17 protein-coding genes are annotated in these 18715 nt (G+C 64.7%); 8 read left to right on the top strand and 9 right to left on the bottom strand.

The annotated features are described in order from the left end of the window. Nucleotides 1-134 precede the first annotated feature (134 nt). Both N2605_RS14750 and ppx read left to right on the top strand, forming a co-directional pair. The gene (locus tag N2605_RS14750; protein WP_260347447.1) at nt 135-2324 is read left to right on the top strand and encodes an RNA degradosome polyphosphate kinase; all 2190 of its coding nucleotides are present in this window, start codon (nt 135-137) and stop codon (nt 2322-2324) included. 15 nt (nt 2325-2339) lie between these two features. Further along, nucleotides 2340-3842: an exopolyphosphatase gene (ppx, locus tag N2605_RS14745; protein WP_260347147.1), complete on the top strand. Its 1503-nt coding sequence runs from the start codon at nt 2340-2342 to the stop codon at nt 3840-3842. A gap of 4 nt (nt 3843-3846) precedes the next feature. On the opposite strand, the gene N2605_RS14740 is transcribed toward ppx, so the two are convergent. The 4 genes from N2605_RS14740 to ndk all read right to left on the bottom strand — a co-directional run bounded on the left by N2605_RS14740 (nt 3847) and on the right by ndk (nt 9095). Further along, nucleotides 3847-4971, bottom strand: coding sequence for a PepSY-associated TM helix domain-containing protein (locus N2605_RS14740; RefSeq protein WP_260347146.1), 1125 nt, complete (start codon nt 4969-4971; stop codon nt 3847-3849). Nucleotides 4972-5088: 117 nt separating this feature from the next. Beyond that, complete coding sequence (locus tag N2605_RS14735; protein WP_425248847.1) at nt 5089-7425, bottom strand: TonB-dependent receptor; 2337 nt, start codon at nt 7423-7425, stop codon at nt 5089-5091. A gap of 345 nt (nt 7426-7770) precedes the next feature. Continuing rightward, entirely contained in the window at nt 7771-8631 is an 861-nt protein-coding gene (locus N2605_RS14730; RefSeq protein ID WP_225146665.1) for a TerC family protein, read from the bottom strand. 41 nt (nt 8632-8672) lie between these two features. Next, a complete protein-coding gene (gene ndk, locus N2605_RS14725; protein WP_036000620.1) occupies nt 8673-9095 on the bottom strand; it encodes a nucleoside-diphosphate kinase in 423 nt (140 codons plus the stop codon). Between the two features lie 305 nt (nt 9096-9400). On the opposite strand from ndk, the gene N2605_RS14720 reads away from it, so the two are divergent. The 3 genes from N2605_RS14720 (at nt 9401) to N2605_RS14710 (ending at nt 11975) form a co-directional block, all read left to right on the top strand. Next, nucleotides 9401-9682, top strand: coding sequence for a sulfur globule protein precursor (locus tag N2605_RS14720; RefSeq protein ID WP_074447892.1), 282 nt, complete (start codon nt 9401-9403; stop codon nt 9680-9682). 213 nt (nt 9683-9895) lie between these two features. Then, nucleotides 9896-10069, top strand: coding sequence for a hypothetical protein (locus N2605_RS14715; protein WP_225149509.1), 174 nt, complete (start codon nt 9896-9898; stop codon nt 10067-10069). Between the two features lie 46 nt (nt 10070-10115). Continuing rightward, entirely contained in the window at nt 10116-11975 is a 1860-nt protein-coding gene (locus N2605_RS14710; RefSeq protein ID WP_260347145.1) for an ABC-F family ATP-binding cassette domain-containing protein, read from the top strand. 133 nt (nt 11976-12108) lie between these two features. Here the strand turns inward: N2605_RS14710 and N2605_RS14705 are convergent, their stop codons facing one another. After that, a complete protein-coding gene (locus N2605_RS14705) occupies nt 12109-13074 on the bottom strand; it encodes a tripartite tricarboxylate transporter substrate-binding protein (RefSeq protein WP_225150952.1) in 966 nt (321 codons plus the stop codon). A 325-nt stretch (nt 13075-13399) separates the two neighbouring features. Between N2605_RS14705 and N2605_RS14700 the strand changes: the two genes are divergently transcribed. Further along, nucleotides 13400-14377, top strand: coding sequence for a hypothetical protein (locus N2605_RS14700; RefSeq protein WP_141697615.1), 978 nt, complete (start codon nt 13400-13402; stop codon nt 14375-14377). Between the two features lie 116 nt (nt 14378-14493). Here the strand turns inward: N2605_RS14700 and N2605_RS14695 are convergent, their stop codons facing one another. Then, the gene (locus N2605_RS14695; RefSeq protein ID WP_260347144.1) at nt 14494-14964 is read right to left on the bottom strand and encodes a MarR family winged helix-turn-helix transcriptional regulator; all 471 of its coding nucleotides are present in this window, start codon (nt 14962-14964) and stop codon (nt 14494-14496) included. Nucleotides 14965-15061: 97 nt separating this feature from the next. Here N2605_RS14695 and N2605_RS14690 point away from each other — a divergent pair, with 97 nt between their 5' ends. Together N2605_RS14690 and N2605_RS14685 are read left to right on the top strand one after the other, a co-directional pair. Beyond that, nucleotides 15062-15430, top strand: a complete 369-nt coding sequence (locus N2605_RS14690; protein ID WP_260347143.1) for an antibiotic biosynthesis monooxygenase family protein — start codon at nt 15062-15064, stop codon at nt 15428-15430. A gap of 23 nt (nt 15431-15453) precedes the next feature. After that, nucleotides 15454-15927 carry a hypothetical protein gene (locus tag N2605_RS14685; RefSeq protein WP_260347142.1) on the top strand — a complete coding sequence of 158 codons (474 nt, stop codon included), beginning with the start codon at nt 15454-15456 and terminating at the stop codon, nt 15925-15927. A gap of 43 nt (nt 15928-15970) precedes the next feature. Here N2605_RS14685 and N2605_RS14680 read toward each other — a convergent pair whose 3' ends face one another. From N2605_RS14680 to N2605_RS14670, 3 genes are all read right to left on the bottom strand, one after another. Further along, on the bottom strand, nt 15971-16459 hold the full coding sequence (locus N2605_RS14680; protein ID WP_260347141.1) for a hypothetical protein: 489 nt from the start codon (nt 16457-16459) through the stop codon (nt 15971-15973). A gap of 149 nt (nt 16460-16608) precedes the next feature. After that, nucleotides 16609-17061, bottom strand: coding sequence for a DNA polymerase III subunit chi (locus N2605_RS14675; RefSeq protein ID WP_260347140.1), 453 nt, complete (start codon nt 17059-17061; stop codon nt 16609-16611). A 6-nt stretch (nt 17062-17067) separates the two neighbouring features. Next, complete coding sequence (locus tag N2605_RS14670; protein ID WP_260347139.1) at nt 17068-18567, bottom strand: leucyl aminopeptidase; 1500 nt, start codon at nt 18565-18567, stop codon at nt 17068-17070. Nucleotides 18568-18715: the final 148 nt, after the last annotated feature.

The raw sequence follows: 18715 nt of genomic DNA, 5'->3' as shown, positions 1-18715 counted from the left end.
AAGCTCGCGGGCCCGCTTGACGCGGCGCGGGGGCGGAACATCAATGTCATCGAAACGTCATCGCTCTAACACATGCTCCCGCCGATTTTTGCGCTTGAGTCGCAATTGGGGTGAACTGGATGGACCGACTTCTGATGGACTCTGCGCAAGCTGTTGAAACCAAAGAGAAAGCCCCGGAAACCGAGAGCCTTCCGGCGATCGCGTCCAGTCCCGAGCGGTTCATCAACCGCGAGCTGTCCTGGCTGCATTTCAACCGCCGCGTCCTGGAGGAATCGGTCAACCCGAGCCACCCCGTGCTGGAGCGGGTGCGATTCCTGTCGATTTCGGCCAATAACCTCGACGAGTTCTTCATGGTTCGCGTCGCCGGCATCAAGGCCCAGGTCCGCGAGGGCATCGCCGAGCGCAGCCCCGACGGCCTGACGCCGTCCGAGCAGCTGGCGCTGATCAACCGCACCGTCTCCCAGCTCGCCTCCGACCAGCAGGCGATCTGGCGCGACCTGCGCGCCACGTTGGCCGAGGTCGGCATCGTGCTGGTCGACGGCAAGGACGTCACAAAGGCGGAACGAACCTGGATCGAGGACTACTTCCTCCACAACGTGTTCCCTCTCCTGACCCCGCTGGCGATCGATCCGGCCCACCCCTTCCCGTTCATTCCGAGCCTCGGCTTCACCATCGCACTGCAGCTCACGCGCGCCGCTGACGGCAAGCAGATGAACGCGCTGATCCGCATGCCCGGCAAGATCGACCGCTTCATCCGCCTGCCGGCGGATGGCACGGTGCGCCTGATCTCGCTGGAGCAGGCCACCGCCCTGTTCATCAACCGCCTGTTCCCCGGCTACAATCTGCACGGCCAAGGCGCCTTCCGGATCATCCGCGACTCCGAGCTCGAAATCGAGGAGGAGGCCGAAGATCTCGTCCGCCTGTTCGAGACCGCGCTGAAGCGCCGCCGCCGCGGATCGGTGATCCGGCTCGAGATCGACGCCAAGATGCCGGAGCAGCTGCGCAGCTTCGTGCAGCACGCGCTCTCCGCCGCCGACGACGAGATCTTCCTGGTCGACGGCGTGCAGGCGATGAACGAGCTCTCGCAGCTCACCCGCCTCGACCGGCCCGACCTCGAATTCACCCCTTACGTGCCGCGCCACCCCGAACGCGTGCGCGAGCATGGCGGCGACATCTTCGCCGCGATCCGGCAGAAGGACCTGATCGTCCACCATCCCTACGAGTCGTTCGACGTTGTTGTGCAATTCCTGCAGCAGGCCACGCGCGACCCCGACGTCGTTGCGATCAAGCAGACGCTTTACCGCACCTCCAACAATTCACCGGTCGTGCGCGCGCTGGCCGAAGCGGCCGAAGCCGGCAAATCAGTCACCGCGCTGATCGAGCTGAAAGCGCGGTTCGACGAAGAAGCCAACATCCGCTGGGCACGCGATCTCGAACGCGCCGGCGTGCAGGTCGTCTACGGCTTCCTCGAATTGAAGACGCACGCAAAGCTCTCGATGGTGGTGCGCCGCGAGGGCGGCAGCCTGACGACTTACGTCCATACCGGCACGGGCAATTATCATCCGGTCACCGCGCGCATCTACACCGACCTCTCCTACTTCACCTCGGACCCGACGATCGGCCGCGATGCCGCGCGCGTGTTCAATTTCATCACCGGCTATGCCGCGCCGAGCGATCTGGAAAAGATGGCGGTGTCGCCGCTGACCTTGCGCAAGCGCATCATCGAGCACATCCAGGGCGAGACCGCACATGCGCGGCATGGCCGTCCCGGCGCGGTCTGGATGAAGATGAATGCGCTGGTCGATCCCGATATCATCGACGCGCTCTACGAGGCCTCGCAGGCCGGCGTCCAGGTCGAGCTCGTGGTGCGCGGCATCTGCTGCCTCAGGCCCGGCATTCCCGGTCTGTCGGAGAATATCCGGGTCAAGTCGATCATCGGCCGCTTCCTGGAACATGGCCGAATCTACTGCTTCGGCATGGGCCAGGGACTGCCGAGCGCGAAAGCGGCTGTGTATATCTCGTCCGCCGACATGATGCCGCGTAACCTCGACCGCCGCGTCGAGGTGCTGTGTCCGCTGCAAAATCCGACGGTGCATCAGCAGGTTCTCGAACAGATCATGGTCGCGAACCTGAAGGACAATGAGCAGAGCTGGCAGTTGTTGCCGGATGGGTCTTCAACGCGTATGAAGACCGCGAAGGGCGAGGAGCCTTTCAACGTCCACAACTACTTCATGACGAATCCGAGTCTGTCTGGCCGTGGAAAGTCGCTCAAGGAATCCTCGCCGCGTCGTCTCACGCGCCGGAACGAACGTCATCAATCCTGATCGGGGATTTGCGACGTGAAGCGGCCGCGCAAGCGCGGCTCGAGCGTCGCGGTTATCGACATAGGCTCCAACTCGGTCCGCCTCGTCGTCTACGAGGCGCTGGCGCGCAGCCTCATCCCGGTCTTCAACGAGAAGACGCTGTGCGGTCTCGGGCGCGAGGTGCAGAGCACGGGCCTGCTCGCGCCCGACGCCGTCGACAAGGCGCTGACCTCGCTGAAACGGTTTCGCGCGCTGTGCCGGGTGATGAAGATCGGACGCGTGTTCGCGATCGCGACCGCCGCGTGCCGCGACGCCTCCAACGGTCCCGATTTCATCGCCAGGGCCGAGCGGATCTGCGCGGTGAAGATCGAGATCCTGTCGGGCCCGCGCGAAGCACGACTGTCCGCACTCGGCGTGATCTCCGGCATCCACCATCCGGACGGAATCGTCGGTGACCTCGGCGGCGGCTCGCTCGAGCTGATCGACGTGCGCAGGAACGCCGTACGCAGCGGCGTGACGCTGCCGCTCGGCGGCCTCGCACTGCAGGACCTCGCCCACAAATCGCTCAAGCGCGCCGATCGCATCGTGCGCGACGAGATCGACGGGGTGCAGTTACTCACTGCCGGCCGCGGTCGCACCTTCTATGCCGTCGGCGGCACCTGGCGCGCGCTCGCGCGCATCCACATCATCCAGAGCGGCTATCCGCTCCAGGTGATGCACGGCTATTCCATTCCGGCTGCCGAGGCGCTCGACTTCTCGCGCCGCCTGCGGCGCCTCGCCGCCGCCGACATGCTTGCCGACATCGAGATCGTCGCCGATGCGCGGCGCCCTCTCCTCACCTATGCGGCGCTGGTGCTCGAGCACATCATCCGCGTCGCGAAGCCAAAGAACATCGTGTTCTCCACCTTCGGCGTGCGCGAGGGCCTGCTGCACGAGAAGCTGCCCGAGACCGAACGCAACAAGGACGGGCTGATCTGCGCGGCGGAGGAGCTGAACCAGCTGCTGTCGCGTTCGGCCAGGCACGCGCGCGAGTTGATTGCCTGGACCGACCGCTTGGTGCGCGTCGTCAAGCTGCGCGAGACGGAAGTGGACCGCCGCCTCCGCCACACCGCGTGCCTGCTCTCCGACATCGGCTGGCGCGTGCATCCCGATCATCGCGGCGAGCAGACGCTCAGCCTCGTCGTCAACGGCAATTTCGGCGCGATCACCCACACCGAACGCGCCTTCGTCGGCCTGTCGGTGTTCTATCGCTATGCCGGCCTCAGCGAGGAAAACCAGCCGCCGGTCACCATGCAGGAGCTGCTGACGCCGGCCCAGCTCGAACGCGCGCGCCTCCTGGGCGCCGCGTTCCGCGTCGCGCATCTGATCTCGGCCGCACGTCCGGGCGTCCTGCCAGCCACGCATTTCCGCAGCCAGGGCCGCAAATTGATGCTGGTGTTCGAGCACCGGCTCGGCGACCTCGTCGCCGACCGCGTCGGCAGCCGCTTCCGTCAGCTCGCCCGCCTGGTTGGCCGCGCCGGTTCAATCGTCAGGCGCTGACCTCTCAGCCGGGCCTCATCTTCCCGGGCCGTCTCTTGAGCCACATCATCGCGCCGCTGACGAAGAGAACTAGCGGTGCGAAGCCGGCCGCGAACACCAGCAGGCGTCCTGCGAATCCGAACGTCGCGCCATTGTGGAGCCAGAGCTGCTCGGCCAGATAGCGGTCCCCCAACGACATGGTGCCCGGCGTGCGGTCGTGCACCACAGCGCCGCTCCACGGATCGAGCCAGATCGCTCCACGCGACCGCACCGCGGGATCAGCTCCATCAGGACGGAATTGCACCCGCCAGGTGTTGCGCGTTGCGGTCGGCGGATTGAGCATGGCGACCGTCGCACCGGGCTTGACCTCTTGCGCGCGTCGCATGATCGCGTCAGGTGAGAGCACCGGCGTCCCTGCCGGAGGCGGCATTTCGACTCGCGGCGAGCGATCAGGCGTCGGCTGCGACACGAGGCCGACGATGGGCCGCACCAGGTCGGGAAAAACGATGCCGACGCCGGTGATCGAGATCAACAAGAGCACGGACAGCGCCCAAAAGCCTGCCGCACCGTGAAGGTCCAGAACAAATCGAAGCAGCGAGACGTTCTTGCGCACCGAGATCGATCGCCAAAATCGCCCCGGCTTCGGCCACCAAAGGAAGAGACCCGAGACCGCCAAGCCGAGCAGCACGAACCCGGCCACGCCGACCAGTTCCTTGCCCCAGAACTCGTAGAGCAGCAGCGTGAAATGGAGACGGTAAACCTTGAGCGCGAACGCGTTGGCGTAGTCACGCCGCCCGAGCACCTTGCCGTTGGAAGGATCGACCATAGTCGTCCACCGGTTCGGGTAGCTGCCTGGCGTGGTCTCGTGCGAATGGATCACGATCCAGACTGGCCAGGTCCGGTCTGGCGCCAGGATCGTCGCGATCGGCGCGGGATCCGCTGCCGCGGCGGCGTGCATCACCTCCGCTAACGTGACGCTCTGCTCCGGACCGGCGGGCGCATAGAGCGCCGGATTCAGGGCGACATCGATCTCCCGGTAGAAGACGATGAAGCTTCCAGTCAGGCCGATCAGCACCACGACGATGCCGCCGATCAATCCGAACCAACGGTGCGCCCACAGCAGCGCGTGCTGCACGCGTCCGGGCATCATCCTGGATCGGGCGGGCGCCGAGCCGCCTCGACGTGGTGCCCTGATTGTTTGGTCCATTCAGAGCACCCGTCGTCTGCGCCCGATCCAGCTCCGCAGCCGGCCCGAGGAGGCCAAAGCTCAGAAGTCGGTCGACATCGACAAGAGCAGGGTTCGGGGCGAGCCTTGCGCTAGCGCAGAGAAGCTCGCGACGCCAGCCCAGTAGTTGGTGTCGAACACATTCTGGACCAGGGCCCGAACCGTCACTGGCCGGTTGTTGATGCGCGTGGTGTAGCGCGCGCCCAGATCGAGCCTCGTCCAGGCCGGAACAACCTGCGTGTTTGCCCCATTCAGATATTGGTGCCCGGTATAGATGGTGTTGGCGACCAATGTCAGCCCCGGTGCGAACGGGGTGTCCCATTCGGCGGACAGATTGGCCTGCACCTCGGGCACTCCGATCGGCGTCTTGCCGAGATTGGCCAGCGTGTTCGTCTTCGTCAGCTCCGCGTCGATCAACGTCACGCCGCCAAGAACGCGAATGCCCGGTTGCACTTCTCCGAACACCGTGAATTCCACGCCGCGATTGCGCTGCTCCTGATCAGCCCGGAAGACGTCGCCGGCACCCGTCTGCCCCGACGGCTTGGTGATCTCGAACAGGCTGATCGTGGTCGCGAGCGTGCCGAAATCGACCTTGACGCCTGCTTCCTTCTGCTTGCTCAGATACGGCGCAAGGACCTCGCCTTGATTCGCCGCCGTCGTCGGTGCGGTATCGCCCTTGCTGAGCCCTTCGATATAGTTGGCGTAGAGCGAAACGTTGCTCCAGGGCTTGACGACCACGCCGACCATCGGTGTGAACGCCGTCTGGTCATAGGCCGAGCTCACGGCGCCCGTGGTGGTGTTGTAGTTGTTCGACCTAACGCCCTGCTGCCTGACGCCGACCGTCAGCTGAAGCCGCTCCTGGAGAACCGACATGGTGTCCGCCAGCGCAATGCCGGTCAGCTCGGTGTCCGACAGCCGCGGCACGGTCGCGGGAGCCGCAACGAACTGCTGGGGACGGGCGATCGGCGCATAGATGTTGGACGACACCGCCGTGCCGTTCACCGAGCCCCGCGAGATCTCATCCCCGTAGTAGCTCCCCTGCAAGCTCACGGCATGACTGATCGCGCCAGTCTCGATTCGGGCCCGCACGCCGACGTCGGCCACGTTCCTGTCGATGTCGAACTTGAATCGTCCCGGTGTCGACGTGGTGTTGCCAGCCGCGTTCAGGATCGTCGGCGTCCCGAACAGACGGTCGACCTGGGTCCTGCCGCCGCCGACATTGGCGAACACCGTCACTGCGTCAGTCACGTCGTATTCGGCGCGCGCCAGAAGCGAGTTGTCGTGAACCTTGGCAAATTCCCAGGATTGCGTGACGTTGCGCCGTCCGACCGGCGCGGTCGGAACGGCGACGCCGGTTGCGACCAGGAACGGTCTCGTCGGCGCGTCGAACTTTTCCTCCTGATCGATGAAATCGAGCGAGGCCCTGAACTTCTCGCCGCGATAATCGAACGCTGCGGAGCCGACATGCGCCTCCCGCGTCTGGTTGTCCAACGGCGTATCGCCGTTGTGATAGCTGCCATTGACGCGAATACCGAATTCGCGATTTTCACCGAACCGCCGGCTCACGTCGAGATGTGTGCCGAGCTGGGTGTTCGACGCGTAGTCGGTCGTGACGCGCGTGAGATCGATGTCCCCGGCACGCTTCGGCACGATGTTGATGGTGCCGCCGACACTACTGTTCGGCGCCATGCCGTAGAGCAGCGCCGTCGGGCCCTTGATGATCTCGATGCGTTCGACGTAATCGGTGAACACGCGGTAGTTCGGTGCAACGCCGTAGACGCCGTTGAAGGCGATTTCTCCGACATTGCCCTCCCCGATCGGAAAACCGCGGATGAAGAAAGAATCGAAAATGCCGCCGGGTTGGCTCCCCAAGCGGACTGAGGGATCGTTGGTGACGACATCGGCGACGGTGACGGCCTGTTGATCTTCGATCTTCTTCGCCGTGTAGCTTGTGATGTTGAAGGGCGTATCCATGAAATCCTTGTTGCCGAGCAAACCGACCTGGCCTCCACGTGCCACCTGCCCGCCTGCGTAAGTCCGCGGCAGTGCACCGGGCCTCGCAGCCGTCGGGGTCGCTTCCGCCTGCAATTTAGCCCGCTCGTTCGCGGGCGCGCCGCGGCCCGCCCTCCTGACTGGATTGGCTCGTGAACGCGCGCGCGGCTTCGGCGCGTCTGCGGTGACGGTCACCGCCGGCAACGTGCTTCCCCCCGCGGCCTGGGGCGCAGCGCTCTGCGCGCTGCTGGCGTGCAGGACGCCGTCGCTGCACAAGGCAATGGAGACCACGGAAACCGTGAAGGCTCTCGGGCTGGTGCACGTCAGAAGCGTCTTGATGCGAGCGGCAAGAACGGCAACAGGACGAGAAAACACTTTCGACGACATCGCACCTTCCGATTTCATGAACATGAACGTCGGGGCGAGGTGCCGTGGGAACCCTCGTCGAGTCAACGAAAGCACCCATGAATCTCAGTAGTTTATAATAAGACAAGGTCTAAATCGCGTGAGGGTTGCGAACGACCACTCTCCACGCAACGCCCGCGCGCACGCGCGCGCGACGCGAGCTCTCGCGAAGCGTGATGCGCGCCGGTCATACGAATGCAATGATGGGAGGATTCGGACGAACCCGTGGCCGGTGATCGCTCGCGTCCTGCCAACGCGGGAAGCGCCCCAGTGATGTGGACGCCTCTCATCGCTGGAGGGGCGGCCGCACCGATGAGCGCTTCAACGTCACTCCGCGGAGGCCTTGGCGTGCCGTTCGGAGGATTCGAGGGCGGCCGCGGTGAGACTGCGCCGGCGCCAGATGGTGCCGACCACCAGCACGACGACGACTCCGATCACGGCACAGAAATACTCGCCGCCGGCCCCGCCATGGCCGAATTGCGGCGGGATGCGCGAGACCCCGAGCATGGCGTCGAGCGAGGCGCCGAACGGCCCCTCGAACAGCGCGTGCAGCCGCGGCGTGACCCCGGGATCGGTCGCCATCACCTCGCCCGCGATCCAGCCGAGCAGCGCCGCACCGGCCCAGACCAGCACCGGGAGCTTTGTGAGCAGTGCCATGATCAGCGCGGCGCCGGCGACGATCAGCGGCACGCTGATGGTAAGGCCGAGGATCAGCAGCGGCACGCTGCCATTGGCCGCGGCAGCGACAGCAATGACGTTATCGAGACTCATGACGATGTCGGCCACCACGACGATCTGGATGGCGTGCCACAGATGCGCGGCAGCGTCGACGTCGTTCTCGTCCTCGTTCTCCGGCACCAGGAGCTTTGCCGCGATCACGATCAGCGCAAGGCCGCCGACCAGCTTGAGGTACGCCAGCTCCATCAGGGTGGCGACGATGCCGGTGAAGATGATCCGGAGCATCACCGCTGCGCCGGCGCCGAAGATCATGCCCCAGAGCCGATGCCGCGGCGACAGACCGCGGCACGCGAGCGCAATCACCAGCGCGTTGTCGCCGGAGAGCAGGATGTTGATCCAGATGATCTTGCCGACCGCGATCCAGAAAGTCGGTGCGGCCATCTCGTTGCGGAACTGGGTAAAGAAGCTCCCGATCGTAGCGGGATCGAAGATCTGCCAGAGCCAGTCCACAATGAGTCCCTTCGCCGGTCGCCTCTAGTCTGCCGACTGGATCAGCCGACGATCTCGTTACCCGAGAAGAACTGCGCGATCTCGATCGCGGCGGTCTCCGGCGCATCCGAACCGTGCACCGAGTTCTCGCCGATCGACTTGGCGTAGAGCTTGCGCACGGTGCCCTCGGCAGCCTTGGACGGATCGGTCGCGCCCATCACCTCGCGGTACTTGGCGATCGCGCCCTCGCCTTCCAGGACCTGAACCACGACCGGGCCGGAGGTCATGAATTCGACGAGCTCGCCGAAGAAGGGGCGCGCCTTGTGGACGGCATAGAAGGTCTCGGCCTGCTCCTTGGTCATGCGGATGCGCTTCTGCGCGACGATGCGCAGGCCCGCCTTCTCGATCACGGCGTTGACTGCGCCGGTCAGATTACGCTCGGTCGCGTCGGGCTTGATGATCGAGAAAGTGCGTTCGATGGCCATGATCTTGTCCTTGGGGAGAAAGCGGGGGTTCGGGGTTGCGGGGCTTATATCGGCGCCTTTGCCGGACGGCAAGCGACCGCGGAACAGCCTCATAGGCGGTTTCCGCGAGGGGATGGCTCCCGATCCGCTGGATGACGACAATTTCACCCAGATGAACCCAATCTGAAACCGCCGTCAGGATCCGGTTCAGCTTCCCCGGCGTAAGGTTGGGCCCATCGAAACCGAAGCCTGACCTCAGGCGGACCGTTTCGGCGGCCTTTCAATCGGCGCGATAGCCCCGCGCTGGCAGTCTTCAGGAGATAACCATGTTGAGGAAACTTTCGCTTGCCGCTGTCGCCGCGGTCGCGCTGGGAGCTGCGCTGGCGCCGACCTCTGCCTCCGCTCATTGGCAAGGCGGCGGGCATGGCGGTGGCCGGCACCACGGGCACGCGCACCATCACCACGGCCATCACCACGGCCATGGCTGGGGCGGACCGCGCTTCTACGCCGGCGGTCCCGTCTCCTACGGTTATGGCGGCTGCTATGTGCGCCGGCTGGTCCCGACCCCCTGGGGACCCCGCTGGCGGCTGATCAACCGCTGCTACTGAATCCGTCAGCACCTTCCGAAGGCTACCTAAGCCCCCAAGGTACCTTCCAAGAGAAGCCCCGGCGCTCCCCCCGCCGGGGCTTTGCCTTGAGTGTACAAGGCGCCGCTCATACAATTTTTACGAGAATGCCCTGCTTTCCCTACAGCCAGCGAAACCATTTGGCCGGCAATGACTTGGTACCGTGTCTTTACTTCGAGAACACGGAACCTTGCGATGGCTGGGCCTTTTGCCAATGACAGCGAACAGATCGACCGGCGCACCAGCCGCTCGATTTGCGATGCCGTGGGCGAACGGCTGCAGCAGAGCCTCCGGCCCGAGCCGCGCCTGCCGACCCATCTCGAGAAGCTCCTGAACGAGCTGCGGCGGCGCGAGCGCGAGACGCACTAACGGAAAAACGAGTTGCGTTCGCCGCGCCTTGCGGTGACAAGGCCGCATGCTCGCCATCAACGACCTCTCCATCCGCCTCGCCGGACGCCTTTTGATCGACCAGAGTTCCGTGCAGATCACGCCCGGATCGCGCGTCGGCCTGGTCGGACGCAACGGCACCGGCAAGTCGACGCTGTTCAAGGTGATCCGCGGCGAGCTTGCGGCCGAGCACGGCTCGGTGACCCTGCCGCCGCGCTGGCGCATCGGCAGCCTTGCGCAGGAAGCGCCGAACGGTCCCGAAAGCCTGATCTCGGTCGTGCTCAAGGCCGACCTCGAACGCGACGCGCTGCTCAATGAAGCCGAGCACGCGACCGATCCGCACCGCATCGCCGAGATCCAGACCCGCCTCGTCGACATCGACGCGCACTCGGCGCCGAGCCGCGCGGCCGCGATCCTCTCCGGCCTCGGCTTCTCCGCCGCCGATCAGCTCCGCCCCTGCGCCGAGTTCTCCGGCGGCTGGCGCATGCGCGTCGCGCTCGCCGCAACGCTGTTCGCGGCGCCCGACCTTCTGCTGCTCGACGAGCCCACCAACTATCTCGACCTCGAAGGCACGCTGTGGCTGGAGGATCACCTTGCGCATTATCCGCGCACCGTGATCGTGATCAGCCACGACCGCGACCTCCTGGAAAGCTCGGTCGACCAGATCCTGCACCTCGAGCGCGGCAAGCTCACGCTCTACAAGGGCAGCTACTCCTCTTTCGAGGAGCAGCGCGCCGCGCGCGAGCTGCTCGACGCCAAGGCGGTCAAGCGCCAGGAGGCCGAGCGCGCTCGCCTGCAGTCCTTCGTCGATCGTTTCAAGGCCAAGGCGTCCAAGGCCCGCCAGGCACAGTCTCGCGTCAAGATGCTGGAGCGGCTGAAGCCGATCACGGCGCTGGTCACCGAGGACGTGCGCGAGATCAGCTTCCCGGCGCCGGAAAAGATTCTGTCGCCGCCGATCATCGCCGTCGACAACGCCTCGGTCGGCTACGACCCGGCGAGCCCCGTGCTCAATCGCGTCACCTTGCGCATCGACAACGACGACCGCATCGCGCTGCTGGGCGCCAACGGCAACGGCAAGTCGACGCTTGTGAAACTGCTCGCGGGACGGCTCGCGCCGTTCTCGGGCAAGGTGACGCGCGCCGACAAGCTGTCGATCGCCTATTTCGCGCAGCACCAGCTCGACGAGCTCAACGAGGACGCCTCCGCCTACGACCACGTCCGCAAGCTGATGGGCGATGCGCCCGAAGCCAAGGTGCGCGCCCGCGCCGGCGCGATCGGCTTCTCCGGCAAGGCGGCCGACACCAAGGCCGGCAAATTGTCGGGCGGCGAGAAGGCGCGCCTGCTGCTGGGGCTTGCGACTTTCTTCGGCCCCAACATGATCATCCTGGACGAGCCGACCAACCATCTCGACATCGACAGCCGCGGCGCGCTCGCGGAAGCGATCAACGAGTTTCCCGGCGCGGTGATCATGGTCTCGCACGACCGCTATCTGATCGAGGCCTGCGCCGATCGGCTCTGGATCGTCGCCGACCGCACCGTCACCAATTACGACGGCGACCTCGACGAGTATCGTCGCCTGGTGCTGTCCACGCGCAACGCGGAGGCCCCGCGCGAGCGCAGCGCGACGCCTGAGAAACCGCAGCGGCCGAAAGCGGACAATCGCGGAGGCTTGAAGAAGCGCATTGCGGAAGCCGAGGCCGAGATCGCCCGCGTCAGCGAGATCATCGCCAAGATCGACACGGCGCTGGCCCTGCCCGACATCTTTACGCGCGATCCCAAGCAGGCGGCGCAGCTGTCGAAGGCGCGCGCCAATGCCGCCGACGCGCTGGCGCGCGCCGAGGAGCAATGGCTCGAGGCGAGCGCGCAGTTCGACGAGGCGGCGGGCTAGCGCTCCTCCGCGCTCCAACCAAACGTGCAAAACAACCCCATGCACAGTACCGGCACTATGGCACCGGCAAGCGAGCCTTTGAACAAGCTGCTTTTTGCCCGCTCCGCCTTCAAGCCCGGCGGGACGCAATAGCTCAATCCGCGTATTGCCCGGCGGCCTTGATGATCGGCGCCCAGCGGTCGATCTCGCTGGTCAGCATCGCGCCCAACGCCTCCGGTGTCGCCTTGTCCTGCGGGACCGGCTCGGTGTTGATGTCGTTGAACCGGGCGATCAGCGCGGGATCCTTGAGCGCGGTCTGCAGCGCCGCCGTCAGCTTCTGAACGACCGCCGGCGGCGTGCCCTTGGGCGCATAGATGCCGTGCCAGACACCGAGCTCGAAACCCTTCAGGCCGGCCTCGTCGGCCGTCGGCAGATCGGGCAGGCTCTTCAGCCGCTCCTTGGTGGTGATCGCGTAGGCCTTGACCTGCTTGGCCGTGATCGGCCCGGTCGTGTTCGTCGCCTGGTCGCAGGTGAGATCGATCTGCTTGCCGAGCAGATCGTTCATGATCGGGCCGTTGCCCTTGTAGGGCACCGTCGTGAGCTGCTTCTGGATCGCGGTCATGAACAGCATGCCGCACAGATGGGAGGCCGCACCCAGGCCGGCGTTGGCGTAGGTCAGCTTGTCGCCCTGCTGCTGGGCGTAGGCGACGAGCTCCTTGAGCGTGTTGGCCGGGAAATCGGGCCGCGCAATGATGGTCATCGGCGCGTTGGTCACGAGCCCGATCGGCGCAAAGGCCGTCTTGGTGTCGTAGCTGAGGTTGCGGTAGAGCGTCGCCGCGGTCGAGATGCCGACGTGATGGATCAGCAGCGTGTAGCCGTCCGGCTGGGCGCGCGCAGCGCGGGTCGTGCCGATGGTGCCGCCGGCACCGGTCGCGTTCTCGACGATGACCTGCTGTCCCAGCGATTTCGCCATGCCGGCCGCGGTCAGGCGCGCGATGGTGTCGGTCGGCCCGCCCGCCGCGAATGGAACCAGCATGGTGATGGGCCGGGTCGGATAGTCCTGGGCGAATGCCGCACCGAGCGGCAAAAGCAGCGCCGATGCGAGGGCAATGAACCGCATTAGTTTCCTCCGGATTGTTGTTTGCGCCATCAAAGCGCATTCCGGGGCGCGCGGCCATCACGAAAGCGACGTCAGCAGGAGTGTTGCGATCACGATTATGGTCGGGCCACCAACGCAGACGGATATCTGAGCGACTGCGACCGGGCCCGTGGCAAGCAGCCGGCAATTGATCAGGCGGTGCGCTAATGCGCGACGAGATCCTGAGCTGTCACGCTTTTGGCTGTTCGCTGCGCATGAACTCTCCGGAAAACCGCTTCGCCCTTTTTCCGCATCATGCTTTAAGTTGTCAGTTGTGGGATCACGACAATCTGGGCCACCACTCGACATGCGATTTCAGCGGCATTTGCATCTATTGGCTGCGGCTCTACTTGCGGCGTTCGCTGCGACCATTGCGTTCGTCATCCCATCTTTCATGCAGATCGAAGAGACGATCAATATCGTCGTGATCACGCAAGGCCTGAACCTGACCATGACGACGTTCATGGTCGCAACGGCGCACGCAGTGCTGCTCGGTCTTCCCCTCTATCTTCTCATCAGCCGCAAGCGATCGCACGTCGGGATTGCGGCCTGCGCTCTCGGAGGTTTCGCCGTTGGGGCAATGCCATTCGGCGTCCTAGCATTGATTTCCATGATCGGTGGCGGCACGCCGACAACGATCAATTGGTTCAACGGCGCACCACCCCCGTTTGGTTGGATCGAGTACGTCAGCACCTTAGGACTCCTGGGTTCGTTGGGCCTTGTTGGCGGCCTCACCTTTTGGGCCGCCATACGAATATCCGGGTCTGATGAACGATCATGGCGTGTCGTTTCTGCAGCCGTCCTTCTGACATGCGGCGTCTTCGTCCTGCCGGTCGTCGTAAGAGACAAAAGCTGCCACAATCTCTTCCGGGACAGCCGCACGCCCGTCCGACTACAAGTCCATGCAAATCTAAGGGTGCCGCCCGAAGAATGGAAAAAACTCGAGCAAACCTTCGCCGACTTCGGTCAAGCGCAAGCGCTATCAATTCGGCGCGACGTACACAGCCAGGATGGAAACGTCATATGGCGGAGCGTAAGCCTGTGCAACGATGCCGGAATCAGCATCAGCGTGGACGACGAGCCGTGGCTCGCTCGTATCCATCCTACTCGTGCGGATGAAGGCATGACCCTCAGCATCTATTCTCTAAGGTCGGGTTGGGACTGGAAGCCGCTCACCCGCCATCTGCTCGGCGAGCTCGAGAAAATTTGGCCCGAGAAAACTACATTCAGGGGACTGAGCGGTCAGATCCTGTTGTTCGAAGATGCAATGAAGGGACGGCCGTAGCCGTTACCTTACGTCTGCTTCCTCTTCGGACTTGGCTGCCCTCGGCATCGGCTGCTGGTCCGGATTGCCTTCGATGGAGGACATGCGACCTGCACGCGGCCTCGCCATCGCCCACCTCACGTCTGCGCCTCGGCATCGCTCTCGAGCTTGTTACGGAGTGCCGCGACGATGCGATGAACCCGCTGCAGATCCTTGACCGCAAGCCCTTCGGAAAGGCTGTTGACCCACGGCATCTGCAAAGCCATGGCGGCATCGAAAGCGCGCCGCCCCTTGTCGGTGAGGACGACGAGCTGTGCGCGGCGGTGATGCGGATTGGCCTCGAAGGCAACGAGGCCTTCCGCATGGAGGTCGTTGACGATCCGCTGCACGTTCTGGCGATTGCCGCCGAGATCGCGGGCGAGCCAGGCTACCGGCTGCGGTCGCTCTGCCTGCACGATGGCGCCGAGAATCTGCCAGCGGGCGCTGGTGAGCCCGAGCGGGGCCACCAAACGGTCCCCTGCGGTCAGGAGCAGGCTGTTCAGCCGGAACAAGTCAAGCATGAGGTTCGTCAGGGCGTCGCCGGACGGCGTCCGTTGGGATTTCCGCATCCGTCACCATAGACAGTTATTGACATCATGATGTCAAATTACTAGATTGCATATAGTACCATAACGACATCATAAAACCATCTCGACGGAGTTCGTCATGGCACGCTTACGCCCACTGGACCCTGACTTTCCCATCGAGCGTCAGCTCGGCATCGACACCGGCCCTTTGGTGCTGGTGAATCTGTTCACGCTCGACAAGGCCGACGAACAAAGCTTTCTCCAGGTCTGGCAGGACGATGCCGCCTTCATGAAGCGGCAGCCCGGCTTCATCTCCACCCAACTTCATCGGGCGATCGGCGAAAGCCCCACGTATCTGAACTACGCAGTTTGGCAGACGAATGCCGACTTCCGGGCTGCGTTCACGCACCCCGAGTTCAGGTCGAAGATCTCGGCTTACCCCGCATCCGCCGTCGCCTCCCCGCACCTGTTCCAGAAAGTTGCGGTATCAGGCATTTGCGTTGCGTAGCCCGCTTTGAAACGGCAGACCCGATGACCAAGATCATCCACCCGTTCGCCGGAGCGGTCGCACTGATCACCATTGCGACCTTTTGGCTTTCCACGGCTCTCAGCGAGCTCTTCGCGTCGCACGAGACCGTCGCCATGGTGAAGACCGCGATACCGTGGGGCTTCCTGTTACTCATTCCGATGCTTGCGGCGACGGGAGGCTCAGGATTCGTGCTGGCAAAGCAGCGGCGCGCCGGCCTGATCGGTGCGAAAATCAAACGTATGCCGTTCATTGCCGGCAACGGCATCCTGGTTCTGATTCCAGCCGCGTTGTTTCTTGCCTCCAAGGCGAAGGCCGCGGAGTTCGACACCACGTTCTACGCCGTGCAGACTTTCGAATTGGTCGCCGGAGCAGCGAACATCGTTCTGCTCGGTCTCAACATGCGTGACGGCCTCAAGATGAAGGGCCGTTTCCGCGCTCGCCAGCCTGATCGCCTCACCACCAAGCCGATCCTCTGAGCGCGAAGATTCTTCCGTTCGACTGCGCCGGAAGTGATCCCGCCTAAGCCTGCTTCTTCTTCGGCTTGGCCGCCCTCGGCATCGGCTGCGGGTCCGGATTGCCTTCGATCGAGGACAGACGTCCAGCCGTGAACGTGTAGATGCCGGCGCGCGGGCCGGTGGTCCAGGTGACGACGGCGACGCGGCGGCCGCCAGCGTCGTTGGAGAGGTTGACGGTCGAGGGCGCGCCGATGCCGCGCACCACGTCGCATTCGGTGTGGCCGAGCGCGACCGTGCCGCCCATCGGTGCCGTCGTCGAGGCATTGGCATCGGCCGGTCCGGGCGGCGGCGCCATGCCGGGACAGGCGCCGTCGGCGCTGACGAGATCCTCAGCCCGCACCGGCTTGTCGGGGGTCAGCGGCGGCGATTCGATCGAGATGTTCTTGATGAAGATGCGCCCCGGTTTCTGGAACCATTCGGCGTCCTTCGACAGCAGATCGGTCGCGCCCGAACAGCCCGCGACCAGCGGTGCCACGGCAACGAGCGCAATCATGAGCGAGCCGGGAAGCTTTTGATGTCGCACGATAAACGAATTCCCCGCGTGAAGGACCAGCCCTAAACGATCGTCCCAACATCCCTTTGCGGCACCAAGGTGGCCAAAGCCAGCATTGCCCGAAAAGTGCAAATTATCATTAATTGCGGCTAATTGCGCTTCTGCCACCGGCCGCGGTCGTCGGCCTGCCAATAGGTGACATCAAATCCCCGCGCCTTGCAATCCGTCCAGGCCGCACGGGCGAGCGCTAGCGCGTCGGGATCGTCGCCGTCGAACAGCAGCACCATGCGTTCATAGCTCTGCGCGTCCTCCGGCAGCGCGGCGTTGTCGATCAGGAAGCGGACATTGGCCCCATTGGGATTGCCGCCCTCGATCGCCAGCACGATCGGCTGGTCGGCAACATCGTTCACCCGCCATGTCGCGTGCGGCAGGAATGAATCGTCGCGATAGGTCCACAAATGCGAGTCGAGCGCATCGGCGCGCTCCTCCGAGGTCGACTGCACCACGACGCGCCAGCCGCGCTCGAGCGATTTCTCCAGAAGCGGCGGCAACACATTCTCCACCGTCATGTTTTGCAGGTGGTAGAACAGCACTTCAGTCATGTCGGGTCATTTGCGCTCGTAATGGTCGGCGACCAGGCGGTCGAGCAGGCGGACGCCGTAGCCGCTGCCCCAGCTCTGGTTGATGTCGGTTTTCGGCGCGCCCATGGCGGTGCCGGCGATATCGAGATGGGCCCAGGGCACACCATCGACGAAACGCTGCAGGAACTGCGCGGCGGTGATCGAGCCGCCATGGCGGCCCCCGGTGTTCTTCATGTCGGCAAACTGGGAATCGATCAGCTTGTCGTATTCCGGGCCGAGCGGCATGCGCCAGACCTTCTCCCCGCTCTCGATGCCGGCCGTGAGCAGCCTTTCGGCCAGTTCGTCGTTGTTGGAGAACATGCCGGCATGCTCGGTGCCAAGCGCCACCATGATCGCGCCGGTCAGCGTCGCCAGATCGACCATGAATTTCGGCTTCACCTTCTTGGCGACGTACCAGAGCACGTCGGCGAGCACGAGGCGGCCCTCCGCGTCGGTGTTGATGATCTCGATGGTCTGGCCGGACATCGAGGTGACGATGTCGCCCGGCCGCTGCGCGTTGCCGTCGGGCATGTTCTCGACGAGGCCGATGGCGCCGACCGCGTTGACCCGCGCTTTACGCGCTGCGAGCGCGTGCATCAGGCCGACGACGCAGGCCGCGCCGCCCATGTCGCCCTTCATGTCCTCCATGCTGCCGGCCGGCTTGATCGAGATGCCGCCGGTGTCGAAGCAGACGCCCTTGCCGACGAAGGCGACGGGGGCCTCGCCCTTCTTGGCGCCGTCCCAGCGCATGATCACGGTACGGCTCGGCCGCGCCGAGCCCTGGCCGACACCGAGCAGCGCGCCCATGCCGAGCTTCTGCATCGCCTTGACGTCGAGTACCTCGACCTTGACGCCGAGCTTGCGCAGCTGACCGGCTCTGCGCGCGAATTCCTCCGGGAAAAGCACGTTCGGCGGCTCGTTGACGAGGTCGCGTGCGATGATCACGCCGTCGACGACATGCCCGGCCGCCGCAAACGCCTTCTTCGCCGCACCGGCATCGCCGACCGCCAGCGAGACGTCGGCGCGCGCGCCACCCTCCTCGCCCTCCTTTTTCTTGGTTTTGTAGCGATCGAATTTGTAAGCGCGCAGGCGCAGGCCCGAGGCGATCGCAACCGCCTGCTCGCTCGTCATGGCGCCACCGGGCAGCTCCGCCAGGATGGTCATGGCGCTGGTGCCAGCGGGCAGCTTGCTGGCCGCCACCCCGCCGAACTTGAGGAAATCGTTGATCTTGAGGCCGGTCGCCTTGCCCGCGCCGATCACGATCAGCCGGGTGGCCTTCACCCCCTCCGGCGCCAGAATGTCCAGCGCAGCCGCGCTCTTGCCCTTGAAGGCGGCGGCAGCCGCGGCGCGCTTCACGATCTCGGCAGCGCCGCCGAGGGCCTTGACCGTCGCCGGACCGAGCTTCAGGCCGTCGTCGCAGAACACGACCAGGATGCCACGAGGGGCGGCAGACAGCGGGACAAAGCCGACCTTGATGGCATCGGACATGGATAACTCCTCCAAAAGATGGGGCTTTTCGTCGTTCGGGCGTTTCCAGCCACAACCGGAGCTGAACGGCGATTCACTGAGGCGTCCCCCACTATGGGCCACCCGCCCGGCAGATGCCAAGCTCCGCCGTGGCCCCCACGCCACAACA

The sequence above is a fragment of the Bradyrhizobium yuanmingense genome (assembly GCF_025200905.1).
Taxonomy (GTDB): Bacteria; Pseudomonadota; Alphaproteobacteria; order Rhizobiales; family Xanthobacteraceae; genus Bradyrhizobium; species Bradyrhizobium yuanmingense.
This window is presented reverse-complemented; position numbering and strand designations above follow the sequence as displayed.